Genomic DNA, 25579 nt, shown 5'->3' on the forward strand with positions numbered 1-25579 from the left:
GTGGAAGACACTTTACGGCCTTTTTTCTTTGCAGAAATATAGTGAAAGTATTTCATCACCCTCTACAGGAAGGAAAGGAGAAGGGCATATGAACGAGCAGTCCCCGGTAAAAAAGCGCTGGAGCATTACGGCAAAAGAAGCACTGATTGGAACAGCGATTGTGATCCTTCATTTCTGTTTATGGTTTGGCTTTGCTTATGGTCTTGGTTCTGGTCCTCCGGAAGAGTACCAATATATAGCCGGCCTGCCGGCCTGGTTCTTTTTTAGCTGTGTGATCGTTCCCATTTTTATTATTATTTTGGTGGCCTTGGCCGTTCGATTCTTTTTTACTGATATATCTTTGGAAGAAGAGGAAGAAAAGAAATGAATACAGCTGTAATAGTTCCTTTACTTTTGTTTTTAGCCGTCGTATTTATGGTCGGTTTTTTGTCAGCGAAACGAATTTCAAAAAAAAGTGATTTTCTGCAGGAATACTTTTTGGGCAGCCGGGAGATGGGCGGACTGATCCTGGCCATGACGATGGTTGCTACATACGGCAGTGCCAGCAGCTTTGTCGGGGGTCCGGGTGCAGCTTATACGCAGGGGCTGGGCTGGGTTCTTCTCGCGATGGCTCAGGTAGTGACGGGTTACTTTACGTTAATGATTCTCGGAAAACGATTTGCTATTAAGTCTCGTCAATATAAAGCAATAACGCTGGTTGATTATTTAAAAAGCCGCTATGAAAGCAAAGCGGTTGTTATACTGAGTGCAGCAAGTATCGTATTGTTCCTTTTTTCGGCTATGGCAGCCCAGTGGATAGGCGGTGCAAGGCTGGTGGAGACTATCACCGGGCTTTCGTATACTACCGCTTTATTTATTTTTGCCGTGACCATTTTGATATATGTGACCATTGGCGGGTTTAGAGCCGTCGTAGTGACAGATACGATTCAGGGTATTATTATGTTTTTTGGAACACTGATTATTTTAGCAGGAACGATCATTGCCGGGGGCGGGCTGCCGGCAATTATGGCTGATCTCACGGCTGAAAACCCGGCTCTCGTTTCTCCATTTGGAGCGGAAGGGGAGCTGACGCCGCTTTATGTATCTTCTTTCTGGATTCTTGTCGGGGTTGGGGTTGTCGGGCTTCCTCAGGTAGCTGTAAGAGCAATGTCTTATAAAAATTCTGTTTCCATGCATCGGGCGCTTATTATTGGAACGTTTGTCGTAGCTTTTATGATGTTTGGAATTCACCTTACCGGAGTCCTGGCCAGACCGATTCTGCCGGGAATAGACGCACCGGATACTGTTATGCCGCTGATCGTGCTCGAAGTCCTGCCCGCCTGGCTGGCAGGGATTGTGCTGGCTGCGCCTCTGGCTGCTATTATGTCAACAGTTGACTCGCTTCTGCTGCTGGTCAGCTCTACGGTGGTAAAGGATGTATATTTAAATTATATACAGCCGGAGGCGGACAACCGGCGGATTAAAAAAGTCACGTACTCTGTAACGATTCTGCTTGGTGCAGCTGTTTTTATACTCGCCCTTAATCCTCCGGATCTTTTAATTTGGCTGAATTTATTTGCATTCGGCGGACTGGAAGCAGCGTTCATCTGGCCGATTGTTCTTGGCCTGTACTGGGAAAAAGGAAATAAACACGGCGCTCTTGCTTCCATTATCAGCGGTGTTGGTTCCTATGTGCTTATTTATCAGTTTACGCCCGATGTTTTAGGGGTGCATTCGGTTACTATTCCCGTTATTTTGTCTTTATTCTGCTATATCGGCGTGAGCCTGCTGACGCATAAAAAGATACCGGCCGTTGTGTAAAAGAGCGGAGATGGGTAGATGAAAAAAACATACCTGCGTGGTATAATCAACACGTGAAAAAACGTACTGTTTACAATATAAATAAGAAGTGAGGAATTATAATGGATTGGAACGACTTAACAGAAGGTGCAAAAGCAGTATTAGAACAGACGAGGAATATGAAGAATGACCAAATTCAAATTGTGGAATTTGAAGTCGGCTTCAGTCATGAATACGGCGAAGGCAGCGGATCATACACTGTTTCCATCCAGGAAGAAGATTATGACAACCTGAAGAAATTTGTCAGAGAAAATGAATATGAAGAAAAGTATCACATGGCCAGAAATAAAAATCTGGTAAAGATTATTCTTCTTGAAAATGATAAAATCCCTGATAATCTATCTGAATTTCCCGTGTTCAGACAGTATAAAGAGGAATTTGTAAGAAAGCAGGAAGAACAGGCTGAAAAAGAAGCGCTTGAAGCTCAGGAGAAAGAGCGGGCGGAAGCAGAGAAGCCGGAATAAAATAGATCTATTTTTAAAGGAGGCCCTGCAGTGAGTGACGCAAAAGTACTCGATATTAAAGAAGAGTGGAATGAACTCGGACGGATTGAAATAGCTCCGGATGTAATAGAAGTAATAACCGCGCTTGCTGTATCCGAGGTCAGCGGAGTTCACTCATTAAGAGGGAATTTCGCATTGGACGTAGCAGAGAAACTAGGCAGGAAAAATGTAAGCAAAGGGGTCAAGGTGGATCTTGGCGAAATGGGTGTGAAAATTGACGTGTCGGTTACGATGCAGTACGGAGTGGTGGTGCCTCAAGTAGCTAAAGAGCTTCAAAAAGCAATTTATCAGGCTTTGAGAACAATGACTTCCGTAGCGATCGATTCGATTAACATTCATGTAGCTGCTATTCAGCTTGATCATGCAGAAACTAAAGAAGCAGATAAACAAAATTAAGTAAAGTTAGGCTGTTATAACAGCTCACCCTGTTATAGCAGTTTTTTATTCTCTTAGGATGAACAAAAGAAAAAAGCAGGGTGAGCGGACGCTTTTGCAGACAAAGCCTGGTACGGACCAGGTTTTATTTATCGTAAAAACAGCAGGCTCGCAGTTTAAAGCCTGTGATAAGCAGGAAGAGGGAATGGGTAATGAATCGAAGGCTAGCACGATTAAGAGCGGTACAGGTGTTATATCAGGTGGATTTGACAGGAGTAGAATGGCAGCGTGCTTTGGAAAATACATTAGAAGAAGATGAAACAGCGGATGAGTTTCTGACTACTGTTATTGAAGGTACGCTGGAAGAAAAAGAAGGCATCGATGCTCAGCTGACGGAACATCTTGATAACTGGACCATCACAAGAGTCGGCAATATCGACCGGAATATTCTGCGGGAATCTGTGTATGAAATGCTGTTTGTTGAAGATATTCCCCTGCATGTAAGTGTTAACGAAGCGATTGAGCTTGGAAAAGCTTTCGGGGGAAAAGAGTCAGGAAGCTTTATTAACGGCGTTTTGTCAAACGTGTTAAAAGAATGCGAACTAAAAAAGGAGGAGGAGTCATGACAGCTGAACTTATCAGCGGTAAGGAAGTAGCCGCTTCTACAAGAAGCTACATTAAAGAACAGGTAGCCGAATGGAAAGAAAAAGGAGTAGAGCCGGGACTTGCTGTAATTATAGTCGGAGAAAACCCAGCCTCCATGTCCTATGTAAAAGGAAAAGACAAGGCATCAAAAGAAGCGGGAATCCATTCGGTTCTTCATGAACTACCTGATACTATTTCAGAGAACGACCTTTTGAACGTAATAGAGCAATATAATCAGGATACAGCGATCCACGGCATCCTCGTTCAGCTTCCGCTTCCAAAGCAGATCGATGAAAAGAAGGTCATTGAAGCCATTCATCCGGACAAAGATGTAGATGGCTTTCATCCCATCAGTATTGGACGGATGATGACCGGCCAGGAAGCGTTCCTTCCCTGCACGCCGTACGGTATCATTAAAATGCTTGAGTACAAAGGCATTCCTATCGAGGGGAAACACGCAGTCGTAATAGGAAGAAGCAACATTGTCGGAAAGCCAATGGGACAGATGCTGTTGAATAAAAATGCTACTGTCACATACTGCCACTCCAGAACGGTAGATCTGAAAAGCTATACCAGACAGGCAGATATTGTCATCGCAGCGATTGGTATTCCGGAATTTGTAACCGAAGATTTCATAAAAGACGGGGCAGTCGTAATCGATGTCGGAATGAATCGAAAAGAGAACGGCAAATTATGCGGAGACGTTCTGTTTGATGACGTAAAAGAAAAAGCTTCCTATATCACACCCGTTCCCGGTGGAGTCGGACCAATGACTATTACGATGCTTTTATACAATACGCTTGAATCAGCGATTCGTGAATACAACAGGCAGGCACGGTAAAGATGACTGCTATGGAGGACCGCTGGATATCTATTTCTCAGCTGACATCCCGCATTAAGCAGACTATTGAACAGAACGTTGATCTGCAGGCAGTCTGGCTGAGAGGTGAAATATCCAACTTCAAAAAACACAGCCGGGGCCATATGTATTTCACTATAAAAGATGAACGGTCAAAAATATCAGCCGTTATGTTTGCCGGAAATAACAAATCGCTTGCTTTTGAGCCTGAAAATGGAATGAAAGTATTAATCAGGGGACGTGTTTCTGTCTATGAGCCTTTCGGCCAGTACCAGCTTTATGTTAATGATATGGAACCAGATGGTATCGGCCAGCTGTTCATTAAATACGAACAGCTGAAAAACAAACTGGAACTGGAAGGGCTTTTTCGTGAAGATACGAAAAAGCAGCTTCCCGCCTATCCTAAAAAAATAGCCGTGATCACTTCTCCAACAGGTGCTGCGATACGGGATGTGATTTCAACAATAAAGCGGAGATACCCTCCAGCCGGTATCACTCTCTATCCGGTGCTGGTTCAGGGAAGAGATGCAGCGCCGTCGATTGTACGTGCGTTGAAACAGGCGGAGACAGATCCGGAAGTAGACGTAATTATAGCAGGAAGAGGGGGAGGATCGATTGAAGAACTCTGGGCTTTTAATGAAGAAATCGTAGCCCGGGCCATTCACGCGGCCTCCATTCCAATTATTTCTGCAGTAGGGCACGAAACAGACTTTACCATTGCAGATTTTGCGGCTGATGTGAGAGCAGCTACCCCAACAGCAGCGGCAGAGATAGCCGTGCCTTCATTAATTGACGTTGTTCAGCAGATTGCTTCCTTTGAACAGCGTCTGCATCTGGCTATGGATAATCATAGAAAACACGGTGCTGAACGCCTGAAAAGGCTTCAAGGGGCATATGCCTTTCGTTACCCGATGCAGCTTCTTCAGCAGAAAGAACAAGAACTTGACAGGCTGATGGACAGACTGGAGAAAAGACGCCTTCTCCTGCTGGAAGGCAGTTTATCGTCGTTTCAGGTACTAAAAAAAAGACTGGAGCTCCAGCATCCGCAGAGAAAGCTGGAATCCAGCCGGAAAGACTATTACCAGACCGCAGAACGTCTTGAAAAAGTAAAAAACAGGTATCTGCAGAATAAACAAAATGATTTCTATCATGTTCTCCAAAAACTGAACCTGCTTAATCCCCTGCAGATTTTAGAAAGAGGCTACCAGGTTTCATTTGATGAAAAAGGTGAGCTGATTTCCTCTGTGAAGCAGGCGGTTCCGGGCAGCAGGCTGGATGTGCAGATGAAAGACGGCACCGTTCAGACAAAAGTAATAGAAACAGTTTCCAAGCGTAAGTGGGATTTTGAAAAAAAGGAAGGTGAAAATGATGAGTGAAAATAAAGAACTTTCTTTTGAAGAAGCTCTTAAAGAGCTGGAATCTACGGTAAACAAGCTGGAAGAAGGAGATGTGCCGCTTGAAAAAGCCCTTCACATGTATCAGGAGGGAATGCAGCTTTCCTCCCTCTGTCACGACAAGCTTAAAAAAGTAGAAAAGCAGATGGACGTTATTATAGAAGAAAACGGAGAAATCAAACCATTAACAGTAGATGGAGAGGATGCAGGTGAATAAGCAGCTTGAATCATTCATATCTGCAAACAAGGCTCGTATTGATGAGGTTCTGCCGCAGACGGTGCAGAATTTGTCCATGCCTGCAGCTCTAAAGGAATCCATGCTTTATTCCATCGAAGCAGGCGGAAAGAGAGTGCGTCCGCTTTTACTGCTTGCGGCTTTTCAATCCTACCAGGATAGCAGGGACAATGTAGTACAGGCAGCCTGTGCTGTAGAACTAATTCATACATATTCCCTGATTCACGATGATCTTCCGGCAATGGATGATGATGATTACCGGCGTGGAAAATTGACCAACCATAAAGTTTATGGAGAAGCACATGCTATTCTGGCAGGAGATGCTATGCTGACAAGAGCATTTGAACTGCTGGCTGAACTCCCGGACACGTCAGATCATAGTAAAGTTATGCTCATTCTTGAACTGTCCAGAGCGGCAGGAGCAGAAGGTATGGTAGGCGGACAGGTAGCAGACATGGAGGGGGAAAAATCCACTCTCAACCTTCAGGAGCTTGAGTCGATACATCATCGCAAGACAGGCGATCTGCTCGGCTTTTCTATTATAGCCGGCGGCATTCTGGCAGGGGCGCCTGAAGAAGATCTTTCCAAACTTCGTGCTTTCGGCAGGGAACTCGGTCTTGTCTTTCAAATTAAAGATGATATTCTCGACGTCGAAGGCGATTCAATAGAAATGGGTAAGCCGGCAGGAAGCGATGAAAATAAAGATAAAAGCACGTATCCAAAACTTTTGTCTCTTGAAGGAGCAAAAGAGAAGCTGAGCTGGCATGCTGAAAAAGCAAAAGAATATGCCGGCCAGCTGAACGGAAAGAGCGAAATTCTTACTGAATTCGTAGAGTATATTCAGCATCGTACAAAATAGGTCTGGAGCTTTGTACAATAATTTTTATTCATGATATACTATTTCTACATCAAAATCGGATGGCGCAGTATTCTAGTCGATTCTCCATTTTCGAGGCGGGCCTAAAAATCCGCTGAAGGGCACATCGATGAAGTTCTTCGCTTTGGCTCGAGGCGCCCAGCCTTGGGTCATTGCTGGGAGTAAAGGTGCTAAGGGCGATCCACAACGGCATGTGGGCGTGAACCCTTTCACCGCGGAGGCCTTTTCCAAGCAGTCATATAATAGATTATATGACCTTGGTAAAGGTAAGACCTGACGAGAGGCAAGGGAAGCCAATCTCGCAGCGTAGCCTGCCTTGAGTGGAGCAGCGGGAATGATGTTCTTTTGAAAGCAAGGTTTGTCGGCCAACGACCTGCTTTTTAACATCTGAAACCTGCTCTGCAAAAGAGGCTAAGAAAGTGGCACGGAATTGCTGAGGAAAACTCCTAGACTGTTTGAAAAACATTCAGGGTGGATTGCAGTGTGGTCTGAGTGGCAATCCAGTCTGATGTCCGGAGACGGCATCAAGCCGGCTTTAAAGGGAAACCGCCGGAACGGCGACGTTCGGGCAGCCTGGTTGGGAAAACCTACTGGACCTAAGCCATAATGTTTACGCCCTGAATGGCCTCCGATTTTGTTACATAAGGTTTACGAATTAAAATAAAGTGAATATACTGTCTAGGTGATATAAATAATACTATGAAAACTGTATGGAAAAAATCGATAAACTGGAGTCTTTTTATTGCCGTTATCACATTGGTGTTAGCGGCTATTTTTTCAATTGTATCCACTGCCGTGCTTTCGGGGTAGGATGGGCCATCGGTATGCTGATTGTATTATTTATTGTACTTATCGGTGTTGTATTTGATATGGTCGGTGTGGCGGCAACCGCTGCGGAAGAAAAGCCTTTTCATGCGATGGCTGCCAAGAAGGTGCCCGGCGCCTACCAAAGTATGGTTATAACGAGAAATGCAGATAAAGTGGCTAACTTCTGCGCTGATGTGATAGGTGATATCTCAGGTGTTGTCAGTGGTGCTGCAACATCAGCAGTCGTTATTCAACTTGCTGTAGTTCTCGGATCCCAGGACGGAAGCACCCTGCAGGCTGTATTAAATGTCGTATTTACGGCTATTGTTGCTGCGCTTACTGTAGGAGGCAAAGCTCTTGGAAAAACGTTTGCGATTCAATTTTCAACAAATATTATTTTTCAGGTTGGTAAATTTTTCTATGTCATGGAAACAAAGTTCAAGCTCAGGATTTTCAGTAAAAAGCAAAAGAAAAAGAAAGCTTAATTGATGGAAAGTGAGGGTTCAGCAATGAATCTTGAAACGATCAAGAACCCAGAATTTGTAAAAGACTGTACTCAGCAGGAACTAAAAGAACTTGCTATTGATATCAGGGAATTTCTTGTCCGTAAGCTGTCCGTAACAGGAGGACACCTCGGACCTAACCTTGGAGTAGTTGAATTAACCCTTATCCTGCATTCGCTGTATGATTCCCCTAAAGATAAACTTATCTGGGATGTCGGTCACCAGTCCTACGTGCACAAGATCTTAACGGGACGGGCCGGTGATTTTGATTCATTGAGAAAATATAAAGGTCTCTGTGGTTTTCCTAAACGCAACGAAAGCGATCATGACGTATGGGAAACAGGACATAGCTCCACTTCCTTATCCGCCGCTATGGGAATGGCTCTTTCCAGCCAGATCAAGGGCAATGACAGCAAAGTAGCAGCTGTAATCGGAGACGGAGCTCTCACCGGCGGCATGGCTTTGGAAGCGCTAAATCATATCGGCCATGAGCAGACGGATCTGACAATCATTCTAAATGATAATGAAATGTCCATTGCACCCAATGTAGGAGCTCTGCACGGTATATTGGGACGTATGAGAAAAGCAAATACTTATCAGAAAACAAAAGACGATGTAGAAGATATTCTAAAAAGAATTCCTGCTTTCGGCGGAAAGATTGCGGCTACTGCCGAACGTCTGAAGGATAGTCTTAAATTTATGGTAACAACAGGAATGTTTTTTGAAGAAATGGGATTCACCTATTTAGGGCCGGTAGATGGACATGATCTTGATGATCTGCGCTCCAATATAGCCTTTGCCAAACAGACAAAAGGCCCTGTAATCGTTCATACGATTACGAAAAAAGGAAAAGGCTACGCCCCGGCGGAAAATGATGCAAAAGGCACGTGGCATGGTCTCGGACCGTATAAAATTGATTCCGGAGAAGTCGTTAAAAAGCCTGGACCGCCGGCTTACAGCGGTGTCTTCAGTTCCACGCTTCAGAAAATGGCTGCTGCAGACCCCGATATTGTAGCAATTACGGCAGCAATGCCGGGCGGAACAAAGCTGGATTCATTCGCGGAGAAATTTCCTGATAGAATGTTTGATGTGGGGATTGCTGAGCAGCACGCTACTACTATGGCAGCAGGCATGGCAACTCAGGGAATGAAGCCGGTATTTGCCGTATACTCAACGTTCCTTCAAAGAGGATATGACCAGCTTGTCCACGATGTGTGCCGTCAAAATCTTCATGTTGTCTTTGCGATTGATAGAGCGGGACTTGTAGGAGCTGACGGGGAAACACACCAGGGGGTTTTTGATATTGCCTACCTCCGTCACCTGCCTAATATGACTATATTAATGCCTAAAGACGAGAATGAGCTTCAGCATATGCTGTATACGGCTGTCTATCATGACGGTCCTATCGCTGTCCGCTATCCACGCGGCAACGGGTACGGTATTGAAATGGACAATGAATTAAAGAAGATCGATATTGGAAAATGGGAAGTCGTAAGAGACGGCAAAGAATTAACGATATTATCCTTTGGAACGATGCTTCCTATCGCGGAAGAAGCCGCAGCGATTCTTGCGGAAGAAAACATTGATGTGCGTATCGTCAATGCACGTTCTGCCAAGCCGCTGGATGCCGATATTCTACAGGAGCTGTACGAAGAAAAAGGAGCGGTTCTTACGTTGGAAGAAGCTGCGCTCCAGGGCAGCTTTGGCAGTGCAGTGCTTGAGCATTATCATGATTTAAACCAGCATGATATGGTCATTAACCGTATGGGCATTCCGGACCGCTATATTGAACACGGCAGCGTACCGGAGCTGTATGAGGAAATCGGTCTCACTCCGGAGAACGTAGCGGGAACACTTAGAGACATGGTGCCGGCAAAGCGGCAGAGGGCCTGAACATGAAAAAAGAACGAATTGACGTACTTTTAGTCAACAAAGGCTTTTTTGAAACGAGAGAAAAAGCTAAAAGATCAATAATGGCAGGACTCGTTTTTGTGAAAGACGAACGGGTGGATAAACCAGGTGCCAGAGTTGACGTGGAGGCTCCTTTACGAGTTAAAGGAGACACCATGCCATATGTAAGCCGGGGAGGACTTAAGCTTGAAAAAGCCATTAAGTCCTTTCATCTTGATTTTAAAGAAAAAAAAAGTCCTTGATATCGGTGCTTCAACGGGCGGATTTACGGACTGTGCAATTCAGCATGGAGCTGATTTTGTATATTCCTGTGATGTCGGCTATAACCAGCTGGCCTGGAGCCTGCGCAATCATGAAAAAGTAGAAGTAATGGAACGGATGAATTTTCGTTATGCGGTAAAAGAAGATTTTAAAAAAGGCACGCCGGATATTGCTGTCGCAGATGTGTCTTTTATTTCTTTGAAGTGGATTGTTCCGCCTTTGTATTCCATTCTCGGAGAGAACGGAGAAGCTATGCTTCTGGTTAAACCCCAGTTTGAAGCCGGACGCACAAAAGTGGGGAAAAAAGGCATCGTCCGTGATCCTGCCGTTCATCTTGAAGTACTCGAGAATACAACATCGATGGCAGCTGCAGCGGCTTTACCTGCAGGAATGTCAGCTATTCTCCTATTACAGGAGGAGAAGGAAATATTGAATTTCTTCTTTATCTTCAAAAGGGAAGTCATCCGGAAAATGAATTGTCAAAAGATGCATTACCTCAAATAGTGGATGAAGCCCATGCCAGCTTCCCTTCCTGAGTTATTCTCCGGCATGTATGCATGAATAAAACATCATATTGTATAAATATAAATTTTTAGGTATGATAGATGTAATGTATACTGCCCAGGGAGGAACGACAATGAATAAAGGACAAAGGCATATAAAAATTAGAGAGTTAATTACGAACGTAGATATTGAAACACAGGATGAACTGGTCGAAAGATTAAAGAATGCCGGGTATAATATTACACAGGCAACTATCTCCAGAGACATTAAAGAACTTCATTTAGTAAAAGTGCCTATGATGGACGGACGTTATAAATACAGCCTTCCGGCTGATCAGCGTTTTAATCCGCTTCAAAAGCTGAAAAGAGCTCTTATCGACTGCTTTGTAGGGATTGATCAATCAGAGAATTTAATTGTAATGAAAACGCTGCCCGGAAATGCTAACGCTGTTGGAGCTCTCATTGACAACCTGGACTGGGAAGAAATTATGGGAACCATCTGCGGAGATGACACTATTTTAATTATCTGCAAAGAGCGTAAACATACTACTTTTATTTCCAATCGTTTTTTAGATATGCTTTAAATTCTATAGGTGCTGACTGAGGTGCGTACGAAATGCTGGAAGAATTATCCATTAAGAATTTTGCCATTATTGAGTCACTAACTGTTCCATTTTCGGAAGGGCTTACTGTACTGACAGGAGAGACCGGGGCCGGGAAATCAATTATTATTGATGCAATAGGACTGCTTATTGGCGGCCGCGGTTCCGTAGAATATGTAAGACATGGAGAGAAACGTGCTGAAATTGAAGGCTTGTTCTATGTCAGCAGTGACCATCCTGCTAAAGACAAGCTGATTGAGGCAGGAATTGAATTAGAAGAAGGTATGCTCGTTTTAAGGCGGGATATCACCGACCAGGGGAAGAGTATATGCCGAATAAACGGTAAACTTGTTACGCTGGCTATTCTTCGTGAAATGGGACAAAGCCTGGTCGATATTCACGGCCAGCATGAGCATCAGGAATTGATGCAGACCGAAAAACATTTATTTATGCTGGACAGTTACGCAGGAAGTGATCTGCGGGAAGCGCGGCAGGATTATAAAGAAAGGTATAAAACGTTTGTTTCCTGGAAGAAAAAATGGAGCCAGCTGAAAGAAAGTGATCAGGATACCGCAAACAGGCTCGATTTCATTAAATATCAATTAAATGAAATTGAACAGGCAGAACTCCGCCCGGGAGAAGACGAGGAGCTTGAAAAAGAAAGCTACGTTCTTGCCAACAGTGAGAAACTTTACCGCTCTCTTCATGAAGCATATGAAAGCCTGTATGGAGAAGGACGCTCATTGGACTGGGCCGGTATGGCAGTATCCAATATTGAAGATGCAGCTTCCATCGATGAATCTCTTCAAAAGTTACTTGAATCTGTCAATTCGGCTTATTTTGCCCTCGAAGAAGCCACTTATTCGTTAAGGGAGCACGCCGACTCACTTGCTTTTGATCCGGAACGCCTGAACGATATTGAAAAAAGGCTTGATGAGATCCGCCAGCTCAAACGCAAGTACGGCAGCTCAGTTGATGAAGTGCTTGAATATGCGGCTAAGATTGAAGAAGAAATAGAATCATTGGATAATAAAGATGAGCGTCTAGAAATGTATGAAAAGAAAATGCATCAGTCTTTTCTGGATCTGTCAGCCGATGCCCAGACCCTGACGGATATACGGGTGCAGGCAGGACTGGCGCTCGCTGAAGAAGTGCAAAGAGAGCTGCAGTCCCTGTTTATGAAAAGCGCCCAGTTGAAAGTCGAAATGACGGAATTATCACGGGGACAGGAATACCAGGATAAGCATAAATCAGTATTCTTTAATGAAAACGGCAGGGATAAAGTGGAATTTCTGCTTTCAACTAATTCCGGAGAACCGCTGAAGCCTTTGGCAAAGGTTGCTTCCGGCGGAGAAATATCCAGAATTATGCTCGCAATGAAACTATTTTATCTTTGGTTTTCAAAGTGTAACTTCTCTTATTTTTGATGAAGTAGATACCGGAGTGAGTGGACGAGTAGCCCAGGCGATAGCGGAGAAAATTTACCGCGTCTCAAGAGGCTCGCAGGTTCTCTGTATTTCCCATCTGCCGCAGGTGGCAGCTATGGCTGATAACCATTTGTATATCGAAAAGAAAGAAAACGACAATAGAGTGATCACAACCGTCACGCCGCTGCCGGAACAGGAAAAAATAGATGAAATTGCCCGGATGATCTCAGGTGTGGAAGTAACAGAGCTCACAAAAGAGAATGCAAATGAAATCCTGTCAATGGCTGAAAAAATGAAAGTTTTAAACAAATAGAGGTCAGAAGACATACCGGCCTGGAGACGGTAGCTGGAAAGGATAATAGACTATGAGCAGGATCAGAGTAGGGCTTGCAGATGACAACAGAGAATTAATCGAGCTGCTGAAAGAATATGTAGACCATCAGGCAGATATGGAAGTAGCAGGCTGGGCTTACAACGGCCAGGAGTGCATCAATATGGTGGTTGAAAAATCAATCGATGTGCTTGTACTGGATATCATTATGCCGCATATCGATGGACTTGCTGTTCTGCAGAAGATAAAAGACCTCCGGCGCACTCAGCCTCCTAAAATCATAATGCTGACGGCATTTGGGCAGGAAGATATTACTAAAAAATCAGTAGAACTTGGCGCCTCCTACTATATTTTGAAGCCTTTTGATATGGAGTCTCTCGTTTCACATATTAGAGGAGTACACGAGCCATCAGCTGCCGCCGCTGTGTCTACAGCAGAAGAAGTAACGTACAGTCCTTTAATTGAAGAACAGGCAGGAGTCTTTTTAAAAGAAATGGGCATTCCACTTCATATCAGAGGGTATATGTATTTAAAAGATGCCATTGTTTTAGTGAAAAAAGATCCGGATTATTTAAAGGCGATCACAAAATCGCTCTATCCGCAGATCGCCCTACTGCATAATACTACGGCCAGCAGGGTGGAGCGCTCCATCCGGCATGCTATTGAAGTGTGCTGGGCAAAAGAGGAGAAAGAAAAATTGGATGCCGTGTTTGCCGGCCGGAAAGATGCTGCCGCCAAACCATCCAATTCCGAATTCATAGCGGTAGCAGCCGATCAGCTGTCATCTGCAAGATAGTTGTCCTGAAAAAAAGCAGGAGTGAAAGTAGTCCCCTTTTCCGGGCTGATTACTTTACTCCTGCTTTTTGTTTTTCCGATCCCGATAGAGAACGAATCCAGCTATGAACCATACACCTCCGATCAATAAAAGAAGTCCTGTGATAAACTGAAGCCATAAAAAGGGAAAAGGAGGCTGCAGAATCTGAAAAAGCATGTCCCGCATCAGCTTGATGCCCCAGGCAGCCAAAAATCCCGGTATAACGAGTATTAATAAAGCGATAAAGCGCATACAAACCTCTCCCGGCACTTATGTATATTTTTCTGTACAATGTTATTGTAGCGTAAGAGCCGGGTTACAGACAACCTTTATCCAGGGAGGTACAGATGAATAAAAAATCAAATAAAATAATTAATGATCTGGTCATAGAAGCAGCTAATGATGGTATTATAGCAGTAGACCAGAATGGGAAAATCGTGCTGTTCAATAAGGCTGCGTCGTTAATGACCGGTATCAGCCAAAAACAGCGATGAAAGCACACGTAAAAGAAGTGCTTCCGGAAACTGGTCTTATGGACGTTATAGCCTCTAAAAAACGACAGGTGAACCAGGCTATGAAATTTTCCAACGGCATCTCTATTCTCACAACCAGATTGCCTTTGTACTATGAAGATCAATGCATAGGGGCCTTTTCTATATTTAAAGATACAACCCAGATCGAAAAAATGGCTGCTAAAATGACAGATCTGCAGCGCATGAAGGAAATGCTTGAATCTATCATTCAATCATCAGATGAAGCTATTTCCGTCGTGGACGAAAAAGGGAACGGCATGGTTATTAATCCTGCTTATTCCAGACTGACCGGGCTTCAGGAAAAAGATATAATCGGCAAACCTGCCCACACTGATATTGCAGAGGGCAGCAGTATGCACATGAAAGTACTGGAGACAGGAAAATCGTTTCGTCGGGTGCCGATGAGAGTGGGACCGTCGCATAAAGAAGTGCTGGTCAATGTCTCACCAATTATTGCCGGGGGCATGCTTAAGGGAAGCGTAGGTATTCTGCAGGATGTATCGGAACTAAGAGAGCTTACAAAAGAGCTCGAACGTACCAGACAGCGGCTGCGTACGCTCGAAGCTAAATATACGTTTGAAGATATCGTCGGAAAGTCAGAAGCCCTGCGCGTTTCTATTGAACAGGCAAAACTGAGTGCCGATCTTCCCGTAACCATATTGCTAAGAGGAGATTCCGGAACGGGAAAGGAGCTGTTTGCCCATGCTATACATAATGCAAGTGCAAGAAAATATGATAAATTTGTGCGGGTCAACTGTGCTGCTATACCGGAAACCTTAATCGAGAGTGAACTGTTCGGCTATGAAAAAGGCGCCTTTTCCGGTGCAGATCCAAGAGGAAAGAAAGGGTTGTTTGAAGAAGCGGCCCAGGGCACCATTTTTCTGGACGAAATCGGAGAGCTGAGCTTTTCAGCACAATCCAAACTGCTCCGGGTGCTGCAGGAAAAAGAAGTAGTCCGGGTTGGCGGAGTGAAAAGCATAGCAGTGGAAGCAAGAGTTATTGCAGCTACAAATCAGCCGCTGGAAAAAGCAGTGAAAGAGGGAACCTTTCGAGAGGATTTATACTACAGGCTGCAGCGCATGCCTATAACTGTTCCTTCCTTATCCGAAAGAAAAGAAGATATTTACGAGTTGTCCTATTATTTTTTAGAACGCATTAACCAGGAATATGGACGTTCCGTTAAAACGATCTCGCCGCCGGCGGTTTCCTATCTGGAGGGATATTATTGGCCGGGTAATGTAAGAGAATTGGAAAATATACTTGGACGTGCCGTTATCACTATGGGCCCCCAGGAAAAAATAATGGAAAAGCACCACCTGCCAGTATTGGAGGCAGACAAACCGGCCCCTCTTCAGCTGTCTGCATCTAATCTGCAGACTGAGGGGCTCGAGGAGCAGGTAAATAAGATAGAAGCCGAAGCAGTCCTTCATGCATTAAAAACCTGCGGAGGCAATAAAACCCAAGCAGCCCGTCAGCTGAAAATTTCCCTGCGGACGTTATATAATAAAATGCAAAAACATAAAATTGAATGATATTGCATGCAATTTTATGCACAGTATGAAAAAATGTGCATAGTTAATTGATTAAAATGACCGTATAGAATGGTTGATAAATGGCATGAAGATTGCATTAACAGTGTTTGAATACATATAAAAGGAGAGGCTCATGAATCTAGACGATGTAATGCAGCAGGTACACGCCCATCCTCAAAAAACCATCGCGGTGGCAGCCGCTGATAATGCGAAAGTAATTGAAGGAGTGAAAGAAGCTCTGGACTGCAGGTTAGGTTCATTTCGTCTGTATGGAGACGAAGAGAAAATCCGCAGGCTTCTGCACGATGCCGGGTTAAATGAATATAATCATATCAAAGTAATACCGACCAGGGATATGGAAGAATCGGCAAGGCTTGCAGTCACGGCTGTACGAACGGGAAAAGCCGATATTTTAATGAAAGGCATGCTTCCTACAAGTGATCTTCTTAAATCCGTATTAAATAAAGAATATGGACTGAGAACAAACAAAACCCTTTCTCATGTGGCCATGTTTGAAATTCCTGAATATGAACGATTTATTTTTCTGACAGATTCTGCCATGAATATTGCCCCGGACTTAACCAAAAAGGCCGATATTATCGCAAATGCTGTTCATGCAGCCAGGTCGATGGGATTTGAGCATCCCAAAGTAGCGGCTCTGGCAGCCGTAGAGGTAGTTAATCCGGATATGCAGTCGACGCTTGATGCGGCAGTTCTTACTGCTATGAATAATAGAGGACAGATTAAACATTGCACGGTAGACGGCCCGCTTGCACTCGATAATGCCATTTCCACAGAGGCGGCGGCCTATAAAGGAATAAAAGGGGAAGTGGCGGGACGCGCGGATATTCTGCTTGTTCCGACCGTAGAAATAGGAAACACGCTTTATAAGTCACTGGTTTATTTTTCCAAGGCAAAAGTAGGCGGCATTATAGCAGGAGCAAAAGCCCCTATTGTACTCACATCAAGAGCAGATTCCAACAAAAGTAAGCTGTATTCCATTGCTATGGCCTGTCATATGATCGAATTCGAACAAAATATTGCAGCAGGGGGTCGTTAAAATGAAATTATTCGAAAAGCTCGAGCAGTATGATTACGAACAGATTGTTTACTGCCAGGATAGAACGTCCGGACTCAAAGCTATCATATCCATCCATGACACAACATTAGGACCGGCACTAGGCGGAACACGCATGTGGAATTATACGAGCGAAGAAGCGGCGCTTGAAGATGTGCTTCGTCTTTCCAAAGGAATGACCTATAAAAACGCGGCAGCGGGGTTAAATCTTGGCGGCGGAAAAGCCGTTATTATCGGGGACCCCCGGAAAGATAAAAATGAATTTATGTTCAGGGCATTCGGGCGCTATATTCAGGGACTCGCAGGCCGCTATATAACGGCAGAGGATGTTGGAACCACTGTTGAGGATATGGATATGATTTATGCCGAAACAAACTACGTGACAGGCATTTCCCCTGCATTCGGCTCCAGCGGAAATCCGTCCCCTGTTACAGCGTATGGTGTGTATGTAGGCATGAAGGCCGCGGTAAATGAAGCATTTGGAAGCGATGACCTTGCCGGGAAAACGGTGGCGGTGCAGGGAGTAGGGAACGTTTCTTATCAGCTTTGTAAATATCTGCATGAAGAAGGAGCCACTATTATCGTAACGGATATTCACAAAGATTCCGTTATGAGAGCTGTGCAGGATTTTAATGCAAAAGCGGTTGATCCAAAAGATATTTACGATACAGCCTGTGATGTTTTCAGTCCGTGTGCACTCGGGGCCGTCATTAATGATGACACGATAGACAGACTGAAAGCTAAAGTTATAGCAGGAGCTGCAAACAATCAGCTGCAGGATAACAAACACGGCGATCTGCTGCATGAAAGAGGAATCGTTTATGCTCCTGATTATGTAATCAATGCCGGCGGGGTGATTAACGTGGCAGACGAACTGTACGGATATAATCAAGAGCGCGCGTTTAAACGGGTTGAAGGCGTTTATGATAACATAAAAAAAGTAATGGAAATTTCCAAAAGAGATCATATTCCAACCTATGCAGCAGCGGATAGAATGGCCGAGGAGCGGATTGAATTCATGAAGCGGTCCACGTCCCAGTTTCTTACAAAGCAGCAGCATACATTAAGCAGGCGGGACCGGTAATGAACGAACAAAACGCGGCCGGTGATAACCTGTACACATTGATTATAAATCCGGGATCCACCTCTACTAAAATTGCGGTTTACCACGGTGAATTGGAATTGTTTAGAGAAACAATTTCTCATATACAGGAAAAGGAAATGCTCGACAAGCGGATACAAGAGCAAAAGCAGGATCGGAAAGATGCCATACTCCAAGCTCTGAAATCCCATCAGATAAACCTGTCCGACATTGGGCTGATTACAGCCCGGGGCGGCCTGATGAGACCTTTAGAGAGCGGAACCTATGAAGTTAATGATAAAATGATTTCGGATTTGTCGACAAATAAATACGGGAACATGCTTCCAATTTAGGAGCGGTAATCGGAGTGGAGCTGAGCCGGGAAAAAACGAGGCTCCGGTATATATTACAGACCCGGTGGTCGTAGATGAGCTCGAGGATCTTGCCAGGTTTACCGGCATAAAGTCGATGGAGCGGAAAAGCATTTTTCACGCCCTTAACCAAAAAGCTGCTGCTAAGAAAGCGTCCGCAGCTCTTAATAAAGAATACGAAGAACTGCAGTTGATTGTTATTCATCTGGGAGGAGGAATTTCAGTCGGTGCCCATGCTTTCGGAAAAGTGATAGATGTAAACAACGGGCTGGACGGAGAAGGACCTTTTTCACCGGAACGAGCGGGAACTCTTCCTGTAGGAGATGTAATAAAGGAAGCTTATTCAGGAAATTATACGGAAAGTCAGCTGAAAAAAAGGTACGTAGGCAACGGCGGGCTGAAAAGTTATTTTGAAACCAGCGATACGGCTGCGCTTGAGAAACGAAAGGATGCAGGCGATACAGAAATTGACACCGTACTTCGTGCCATGGTATATCAAACGGCCAAAGAAGCAGGTGCTATGGCTTCCGTTCTAAAAGGACGGGTCGATGCGTTAATCGTTACCGGAAATTGCCAACAGCAGCTGGATATGCCGGGAGCTTGAGAATTATATCAGCTGGATGGCTCCTGTTCTGCATTACCCCGGCGAAGATGAAATAGCTGCTTTATTCACAGGTGCTTATAACACATGGGAAGCAGGAACTAAAGCAAAAAAATATTAATACAGGGGGAATTCAGCGATGGCCGAAGAGTATGACCTGGTTATATTAGGAGCCGGCACCGGTGGATATGTAGCTGCCATTAAAGCCGCTCAGGCAGGATTAAAAACTGCAATTGTAGAAAAAGATAAAGTAGGCGGTACCTGCCTTCATAAAGGATGCATCCCAAGCAAGTCTTTATTAAAAAGTGCGGAAATGTTTCAGGCCATACAGCATAGTGAATCTTACGGCATTACGGCCGATAATGTGACGCTTGCTTTTGATAAAGTACAAAAAAGAAAAAACGACATTGTGGATAAGCTTCACCGCGGCGTGCAGCATTTGATGCAAAAAGGAAAAATAGACGTATTCGATGGATACGGGCGAATTTTGGGACCGTCTATTTTTTCACCAAGTGCCGGAACTATTTCAGTAGAGCGCACCGATAAAGAAGAGAATACGATGCTTATTCCAAAACAAGTAATAATAGCTACAGGATCAAGACCTGCTGAACTAGAAGGTCTGCCATCAGACGGAAACCGGATTCTTCATTCTGAGCATGTACTGGAACTGAAAAAACTGCCGGCCTCGATTGTTATTATAGGCGGTGGAGTAATCGGGGTGGAATGGGCCTCGATGTTTAATGATTTCGGAACAGAGGTTACGTTAATTGAATATGCGGAAAGAATACTGCCCGGAGAAGACGGAGACGTCTCCAAAGCAATGCAGAAAGCGCTCGAGAATAAAGGCGTGAAGATACTTACAGGCACAAAAGTAAAAGCTGATGAAACAGAAATGCTGGAAGAACAAGTTACCATTCATGCCGTAGACAACAGTGGAAATGATCAGGCGTTCGAAGCAGAACAGGTACTTGTTTCCATTGGAAGAAAAGCCAACGTGGAAGATATCGGCCTCAGCAATACCGATATCGAAATAAAGAATGGCGTTATAGAAGTTAACGGCATGTACCAGACAAAAGAGTCGCATATTTACGCCATCGGCGACGTCATCGGCGGCCTGCAGCTGGCTCATGTGGCTTCAAAAGAGGGAGCGATTGCTGTAGACCACATACTGGGCAGGGATCCTCTGCCTCTTGATAATCAAACAGTGCCGCGCTGTATTTACAGCAGTCCGGAAGCGTCAAGTATTGGTATGAGTCAAGAAGAAGCAGACAAAAAAGGCCTGCGTGTGAAAACAAGTTCGTTTCCATTCCAGGCAATAGGAAAAGCTCTTGTTAACGGAAACACAGAGGGATTTGTGAAAATAATCATTGATGAAGAAACGGATGATTTAGTAGGCGTTCATATGATTGGCAGCGGCGTAACGGAGCTGATAAGTGAAGCCGCGATGGCTAAAATACTCGATGCATCCCATTTGGAAATAAAGGAAACCATTCATCCGCACCCATCGCTTTCCGAGTCATTTGGAGAAGCGGTGCTGGCCGTGGACGGATTAGCAGTTCATTCATAAAGGAGGCGGAAACGATGGAAGCACTAACTCACCGGAACCTGGGTCTGACAGACGAACAGGTTCTTGAAATGTACGAAAAAATGCTGCTCGCACGAAAAATTGATGAACGTATGTGGCTTCTAAACCGTGCCGGTAAAATCCCGTTTGTTATTTCCTGCCAGGGTCAGGAGGCTGCACAGGTCGGCGCTGCAATGGCGCTGAATACAGAAGAAGATTATATTCTGCCTTATTACAGAGATATCGGTGTCGTACTTACATTTGGTATGACCGCAAAAGATTTAATGATGTCCGGTTTTGCGAAAGCGGATGATCCCAATTCAGCCGGAAGGCAGATGCCGGGTCACTTTGGCCAGAAAAAAAACCGGATTGTTACGGGGTCTTCGCCGGTCACCACCCAGGTGCCGCATGCGGTTGGATTTGCACTTGCCAGTAAGATGAAAAAGAAAGGTTTTGTTGCCTTTACTACGTTTGGAGAAGGCTCTTCCAACCAGGGGGACTTTCACGAAGGGGCGAACTTCGCAGGAGTTCATAAGCTCCCGGTCATCTTATTGTGTGAGAACAATAAATATGCGATAAGTGTTCCAATCGAAAAGCAGCTGGCCTGCGAAAAAGTATCGGACCGGGCGGCGGGGTACGGAATGCCGGGGTACACCGTAGATGGCAATGACCCTCTTGCTGTGTATGACGTTGTGAAAAAAGCAGCTGACCGGGCAAGAAACGGAGAGGGGCCTACATTAATTGAAACGGTCTCCTACCGGCTTACACCACATTCAAGTGATGATGATGATCGTTCTTACCGCACGAAAGAAGAAGTGGCGGAAGCAAAAACAAAAGACGCTGTTTATACGTTTGCCGTTCGTTTAAGAGATGCCGGCATTCTTACGGATGAAGTAGAAGAAAAAATGATCGAACGTATTACTATAGATATCGACGCTGCGACAGAGGCAGCTGAAAAAGCAGAGTATGCGAGAGCCGAAGATACGCTCAAACATGTATATAAAGAAGGAGGGGATGCATAATGGCGGTTATAACTTACATTCAGGCAGTTACAAAAGCACTTGAAGAAGAAATGCACCGGGATGAAGATGTATTTGTGCTGGGTGAAGATGTCGGCGCCCGCGGCGGTGTATTCCGGGCCACGGACGGGCTGCACGCCACCTTTGGTGATGAACGTGTAATGGACACGCCGCTGGCTGAATCAGCTATAGCGGGTGTTGCTATTGGAGCTGCCATGTATGGAATGAGGCCGGTCGCAGAAATGCAGTTTGCTGATTTTATTATGCCCGCATTTAACCAGATCGTATCGGAAGCCGCCAAGATCCGCTATCGGTCAAACAATGACTGGGACTGCCCGATCACGATCCGTGCCCCCTATGGAGGCGGCGTGCACGGGGCATTGTATCACTCTCAGTCTATAGAAGCACTGTTTTCATCGGTGCCGGGACTTAAAGTCGTCATGCCGTCGACGCCTTATGACGTGAAGGGCCTTTTAAAAGCTGCGATCCGTGACGATGATCCTGTTTTATTTCTGGAACATAAACGGGCGTATCGTTTAATAAAAGGAGACGTCCCTGATGAAGATTATACGCTCCCTATAGGCAAGGCGGACGTTAAAAGAGAAGGGGAAGACATAACGGTTATTACGTACGGACTTTGTGTTCACTTTGCCCTCCAGGCAGCTGAAAAGCTGGAAAAAGAAGGACACTCGACCCACATTCTCGATCTGCGTACCGTTTATCCGCTCGATCAGGAAGCGATTATTGAAGCCGCAAAAAAAACAGGGAAAGTGCTGCTGATTACCGAGGACAATAAAGAAGGCAGCATTATCGGCGAAGTGGCTGCCATTATTGCAGGACACTGCCTGTTTGATCTGGATGCCCCTATTCAACGTCTGGCCGGACCTGACGTGCCGGCAATGCCATACGCTCCGCCTATGGAAAAGTATTTTATGATGAATCCGGATAAAGTAGAAACGGCCATGAGAGATCTGGCAGAATATTAAGGGGGATGAAAGTATGGCTGAAAAAATCTCAATGCCCCAGCTTGGTGAAAGCGTTACGGAAGGAACAATAACCAAGTGGCTCGTGCAGCCGGGGGATAAAGTGAAAAAATATGATCCGCTGGCAGAAGTTATGACCGATAAAGTCAATGCAGAAGTGCCATCTATGTTCGATGGAACGATTCAGGAACTTGTAGCTAAAGAGGATGAAACGGTGGCAGTAGGTGAATTGATCTGCTATATAGAAGCAGAAGGAGCAGCTCCCGAGGAACAGGATACAAAGCCGGATGCTCCCGTCGAAGCCGGTGCTGTTGCTGAAAAAACTCCAGACAAGGCAGCGGGTGGGAATAGATACTCTCCTGTTGTGCTGAAGCTTGCCCAGCAGTATCAAATAGATCTTTCTTCGCTTCAAGGAAGCGGCCGAAACGGACGCGTCACAAAAAAAGACGTGGAGGCAGCTCAGCAGAATCCTTCTCCTAAAACAACTGGGCAGAAACTGGAAAATAAAGAGCAGAGCGCTCCAGCTGTGAAAGCAGCCCCTGAAAAAACGGCTGCAGGAGATATAGAAATTCCGATTGCAGGTGTAAGAAAAGCGATTGCAGCAAATATGAGCAAGAGTAAATCGGAAATTCCGCATGCGTGGACAATGATAGAAGTGGATGTAACTAACCTGGTACATTACCGCAACAGTATGAAAGATGCCTTTAAGCAGGCTGAAGGGTACCCAATCACGTTTCTGCCATTTTTTATCCAGGCGGCGGCCGAATCGTTAAAAGAATTTCCGGCGTTAAATGCCTATTGGCAGGAAGATAAAATTATTCAGAAAAAGGATATTAACATATCGATAGCCGCGGCTACGGAGGAGGCTCTTTATGTGCCGGTAATCCAGCATGCCGATGAAAAAAATATTAAAGGCCTTGCCAAAGACGTTGCCTCTATTTCCGATAAAGTAAAAAAAGGGACGCTTTCGGGAGAGGACATGCGCGGCGGCACTTTCACCGTTAACAATACAGGCTCTTTCGGATCCATCCAATCTGCGCCGATTATTAATCAGCCGCAGGTGGCCATTTTGTCTGTAGAATCAATTGTCAAACGTCCGGTTGTTATGCCGGGAGACATGATTGCGATCCGCCACATGGTAAACCTGTGTCTGTCACTTGATCACCGGGCGTTGGACGGTCTCGTATGCGGAAGGTTCCTGCAGAGTATGAAAAATAAATTAGAGCAGATTTCCGGATAATACAGTAAGCATAGTGAATTTTTAATAGTAAGTCGAAAACCTTCTTAAAAAGAAGGTTTTTTTCTGTTTTAAAAAAGAACCATTCCTGTTTACAAATCGTAACTTTTACGATATGCTGTTTTCAATATAAAAGAAAAGACCAAAAAAGGAGTACTAAGCATGAAAAAAACACTATTATACTCTTTAATTACCGGTGCATCGCTTGCAATGGCAGCATGCGGAGGAAGCAATGAGGAAGATTCAGAAGCGTCGGGAGATCAAGATGAAGCGCTGCAGGTATATACAACGCTTTACGCCTGGGAATACGTAACAGAACGTATAGGCGGAGAGCATGTAGAGGTGAACAATATTGTGCCTGCCGGTACCGATGTACATAACTTCGAACCAACGGCTCAGACGATGGTGGATATTGCAGAATCCGATCTGTTTGTGTATACAGGAGCGGGAATGGAAGGTTTTGCAGGGGCCATTAATGACTCTATTGAAAATGAAGATGTAACAAGCCTGGAAGTAACGAACGGAATGGAGCTTGCCTCCTATGAGCATGACCACAGCCATGCAGAAGAAGACAACCACAGCGAAGAAGAGCACGCCCATGAGGAGGAAGAAGAACACAGCGAAGAGGAGCACGCTGAAGAAGAAGAAAGCCATGGGGATCAGGATCCACACGTATGGCTTGACCCCGCCCTCACAAAAGAAGCGGCAGAAACTATAAAAAATGAACTGGCTTCCAAAAATCCGGAGCAGGAAGCTGTCTTCCAGGAAAATTATGATGCATTATCTGAGGAGCTGGACAGCCTGGATAGTGACTTTTCCGAAATGGCATCCAGCTCAGAAAAAGACTCCTTTTTAGTTTCCCACGCAGGGTATGGATACTGGGAAGAAAGATACGATATTCACCAGATTGGCATCAGCGGCCTTTCGCCTTCAAATGAGCCATCCCAGCGTCAGATTCAGGAAATTATAGCTCTTGCTGAGGAAAACAATCTAAACTACGTGATGGTAGAGCAGAATATTCCATCCAATACAGCAGATGTCGTGCAGGATGAAACAGGAGCCGAGGCACTCGAACTTCATAATCTGGAGTCGCTTTCGGAAGAAGAAATAAACAGCGGGGAAGACTACTTTAGTTTAATGGAGAAGAATGTAAGCAACCTGGATCAGGCTTTAAACAATTAAGCAATAAATGCAGATCCTTGTTACTTTTTTCTTTATTTATGTACAATAGGAATGTACACTAGTCATAAAGAAGAAAGGGTGCTTACAGATGGATTTTAATTATTTTATAAATGATGTCGTACAAACGGCAAGAAAAGAAATGGAAGAAGCAGGATACGAGCCTTTAACAACAACTGATGATGTAGATACTACATTAACTGATAAAGGAACAACGCTTGTTATGGTTAACTCTGTATGTGGATGTGCAGGAGGAATCGCCCGTCCGGCAGCAGCTTATATGAGAAACTACGAAAAGCAGCCCGATCGTTTCGTTACGGTATTCGCCGGACAAGATAAAGAAGCGACAGAAAAAGCAAGATCCTACTTCACAGGATATGCGCCTTCTTCCCCGTCGTTTGCACTGTTAAAGGATGGAGAAATTGTCCGTATGGTGGAACGCCATGAAATTGAAGGCCATGAACCAATTGAAGTAGTGCAGCAGCTTGAAAAAGCATTTGACGAATACTGCTAAT

24 protein-coding genes and 3 pseudogenes are annotated in these 25579 nt (G+C 44.8%); 26 read left to right on the plus strand and 1 reads right to left on the minus strand.

What is annotated here, in order from left to right; genetic code table 11:
* Nucleotides 1–88: 88 nt before the first annotated feature.
* The 15 genes and pseudogenes from MMY81_RS03930 to spo0A all read left to right on the plus strand — a co-directional run bounded on the left by MMY81_RS03930 (nucleotide 89) and on the right by spo0A (nucleotide 13868).
* Entirely contained in the window at nucleotides 89–367 is a 279-nt protein-coding gene (locus MMY81_RS03930; protein ID WP_252311723.1) for a YhdT family protein, read from the plus strand.
* On the plus strand, nucleotides 364–1800 hold the full coding sequence (gene panF, locus MMY81_RS03935) for a sodium/pantothenate symporter (protein WP_252311724.1): 1437 nt from the start codon (nucleotides 364–366) through the stop codon (nucleotides 1798–1800). Before MMY81_RS03930 ends, panF begins: the two co-directional genes overlap by 4 nt.
* A gap of 101 nt (nucleotides 1801–1901) precedes the next feature.
* Nucleotides 1902–2303: a hypothetical protein gene (locus tag MMY81_RS03940; protein ID WP_120193350.1), complete on the plus strand. Its 402-nt coding sequence runs from the start codon at nucleotides 1902–1904 to the stop codon at nucleotides 2301–2303.
* 30 nt (nucleotides 2304–2333) lie between these two features.
* The gene (locus tag MMY81_RS03945; protein ID WP_252311725.1) at nucleotides 2334–2738 is read left to right on the plus strand and encodes an Asp23/Gls24 family envelope stress response protein; all 405 of its coding nucleotides are present in this window, start codon (nucleotides 2334–2336) and stop codon (nucleotides 2736–2738) included.
* Between the two features lie 191 nt (nucleotides 2739–2929).
* Nucleotides 2930–3343: a transcription antitermination factor NusB gene (nusB, locus tag MMY81_RS03950; RefSeq protein WP_120193348.1), complete on the plus strand. Its 414-nt coding sequence runs from the start codon at nucleotides 2930–2932 to the stop codon at nucleotides 3341–3343.
* Nucleotides 3340–4203, plus strand: coding sequence for a bifunctional methylenetetrahydrofolate dehydrogenase/methenyltetrahydrofolate cyclohydrolase FolD (folD, locus tag MMY81_RS03955; RefSeq protein WP_252311726.1), 864 nt, complete (start codon nucleotides 3340–3342; stop codon nucleotides 4201–4203). The genes nusB and folD overlap by 4 nt, the downstream gene beginning before the upstream one ends.
* A 2-nt stretch (nucleotides 4204–4205) precedes the next feature.
* A complete protein-coding gene (xseA, locus tag MMY81_RS03960; protein ID WP_308215214.1) occupies nucleotides 4206–5597 on the plus strand; it encodes an exodeoxyribonuclease VII large subunit in 1392 nt (463 codons plus the stop codon).
* Nucleotides 5587–5832 carry an exodeoxyribonuclease VII small subunit gene (locus MMY81_RS03965; RefSeq protein ID WP_252311727.1) on the plus strand — a complete coding sequence of 82 codons (246 nt, stop codon included), beginning with the start codon at nucleotides 5587–5589 and terminating at the stop codon, nucleotides 5830–5832. The genes xseA and MMY81_RS03965 overlap by 11 nt, the downstream gene beginning before the upstream one ends.
* Nucleotides 5825–6709: a polyprenyl synthetase family protein gene (locus MMY81_RS03970; RefSeq protein WP_252311728.1), complete on the plus strand. Its 885-nt coding sequence runs from the start codon at nucleotides 5825–5827 to the stop codon at nucleotides 6707–6709. Before MMY81_RS03965 ends, MMY81_RS03970 begins: the two co-directional genes overlap by 8 nt.
* Before the next feature lie 842 nt (nucleotides 6710–7551).
* Nucleotides 7552–8019 carry a hypothetical protein gene (locus MMY81_RS03975; RefSeq protein WP_374561294.1) on the plus strand — a complete coding sequence of 156 codons (468 nt, stop codon included), beginning with the start codon at nucleotides 7552–7554 and terminating at the stop codon, nucleotides 8017–8019.
* Between the two features lie 24 nt (nucleotides 8020–8043).
* A complete protein-coding gene (dxs, locus tag MMY81_RS03980; protein ID WP_252311729.1) occupies nucleotides 8044–9930 on the plus strand; it encodes a 1-deoxy-D-xylulose-5-phosphate synthase in 1887 nt (628 codons plus the stop codon).
* Nucleotides 9927–10745, plus strand: a pseudogene (locus tag MMY81_RS03985) (TlyA family RNA methyltransferase). The gene dxs and the pseudogene MMY81_RS03985 overlap by 4 nt, the downstream one beginning before the upstream one ends.
* Nucleotides 10746–10846: 101 nt before the next feature.
* A complete protein-coding gene (gene ahrC / locus MMY81_RS03990; protein WP_120193342.1) occupies nucleotides 10847–11296 on the plus strand; it encodes a transcriptional regulator AhrC/ArgR in 450 nt (149 codons plus the stop codon).
* Between the two features lie 32 nt (nucleotides 11297–11328).
* Nucleotides 11329–13054 (plus strand): annotated as a pseudogene (recN, locus tag MMY81_RS03995) (DNA repair protein RecN).
* A 52-nt stretch (nucleotides 13055–13106) separates the two neighbouring features.
* A complete protein-coding gene (gene spo0A / locus MMY81_RS04000; RefSeq protein WP_252311730.1) occupies nucleotides 13107–13868 on the plus strand; it encodes a sporulation transcription factor Spo0A in 762 nt (253 codons plus the stop codon).
* 54 nt (nucleotides 13869–13922) lie between these two features.
* On the opposite strand, the gene MMY81_RS04005 is transcribed toward spo0A, so the two are convergent.
* Nucleotides 13923–14138, minus strand: coding sequence for a DUF2627 domain-containing protein (locus MMY81_RS04005; RefSeq protein ID WP_252311731.1), 216 nt, complete (start codon nucleotides 14136–14138; stop codon nucleotides 13923–13925).
* A 95-nt stretch (nucleotides 14139–14233) separates the two neighbouring features.
* On the opposite strand from MMY81_RS04005, the gene MMY81_RS04010 reads away from it, so the two are divergent.
* The 11 genes and pseudogenes from MMY81_RS04010 (at nucleotide 14234) to MMY81_RS04065 (ending at nucleotide 25578) form a co-directional block, all read left to right on the plus strand.
* On the plus strand, nucleotides 14234–14380 hold the full coding sequence (locus tag MMY81_RS04010; RefSeq protein WP_252311732.1) for a PAS domain-containing protein: 147 nt from the start codon (nucleotides 14234–14236) through the stop codon (nucleotides 14378–14380).
* Nucleotides 14377–15951 (plus strand): sigma-54 interaction domain-containing protein, encoded by a 1575-nt coding sequence (locus MMY81_RS04015; protein ID WP_252311733.1) that lies wholly within the window; start codon nucleotides 14377–14379, stop codon nucleotides 15949–15951. The genes MMY81_RS04010 and MMY81_RS04015 overlap by 4 nt, the downstream gene beginning before the upstream one ends.
* A 133-nt stretch (nucleotides 15952–16084) precedes the next feature.
* Nucleotides 16085–17011 carry a phosphate butyryltransferase gene (gene yqiS / locus MMY81_RS04020; protein WP_252311734.1) on the plus strand — a complete coding sequence of 309 codons (927 nt, stop codon included), beginning with the start codon at nucleotides 16085–16087 and terminating at the stop codon, nucleotides 17009–17011.
* A gap of 1 nt (nucleotide 17012) precedes the next feature.
* Nucleotides 17013–18113 (plus strand): Leu/Phe/Val dehydrogenase, encoded by a 1101-nt coding sequence (locus tag MMY81_RS04025; RefSeq protein ID WP_120193336.1) that lies wholly within the window; start codon nucleotides 17013–17015, stop codon nucleotides 18111–18113.
* A pseudogene (buk, locus tag MMY81_RS34935) lies at nucleotides 18113–19203 on the plus strand (butyrate kinase). Before MMY81_RS04025 ends, buk begins: the two are co-directional and overlap by 1 nt.
* 18 nt (nucleotides 19204–19221) lie before the next feature.
* Complete coding sequence (gene lpdA, locus MMY81_RS04040; RefSeq protein ID WP_252311737.1) at nucleotides 19222–20649, plus strand: dihydrolipoyl dehydrogenase; 1428 nt, start codon at nucleotides 19222–19224, stop codon at nucleotides 20647–20649.
* A 14-nt stretch (nucleotides 20650–20663) separates the two neighbouring features.
* Complete coding sequence (locus MMY81_RS04045; protein WP_252311738.1) at nucleotides 20664–21668, plus strand: thiamine pyrophosphate-dependent dehydrogenase E1 component subunit alpha; 1005 nt, start codon at nucleotides 20664–20666, stop codon at nucleotides 21666–21668.
* The gene (locus MMY81_RS04050) at nucleotides 21668–22651 is read left to right on the plus strand and encodes an alpha-ketoacid dehydrogenase subunit beta (RefSeq protein WP_252311739.1); all 984 of its coding nucleotides are present in this window, start codon (nucleotides 21668–21670) and stop codon (nucleotides 22649–22651) included. Before MMY81_RS04045 ends, MMY81_RS04050 begins: the two co-directional genes overlap by 1 nt.
* Before the next feature lie 13 nt (nucleotides 22652–22664).
* Entirely contained in the window at nucleotides 22665–23888 is a 1224-nt protein-coding gene (locus MMY81_RS04055) for a dihydrolipoamide acetyltransferase family protein (RefSeq protein ID WP_252311740.1), read from the plus strand.
* A 159-nt stretch (nucleotides 23889–24047) separates the two neighbouring features.
* Nucleotides 24048–25067, plus strand: a complete 1020-nt coding sequence (locus tag MMY81_RS04060; RefSeq protein WP_252311741.1) for a metal ABC transporter solute-binding protein, Zn/Mn family — start codon at nucleotides 24048–24050, stop codon at nucleotides 25065–25067.
* An 88-nt stretch (nucleotides 25068–25155) separates the two neighbouring features.
* Nucleotides 25156–25578 carry a BrxA/BrxB family bacilliredoxin gene (locus tag MMY81_RS04065; RefSeq protein WP_120193329.1) on the plus strand — a complete coding sequence of 141 codons (423 nt, stop codon included), beginning with the start codon at nucleotides 25156–25158 and terminating at the stop codon, nucleotides 25576–25578.
* The last annotated feature ends 1 nt before the right edge of the window (nucleotide 25579 follow it).

The organism is Sinobaca sp. H24 (assembly GCF_023845525.1).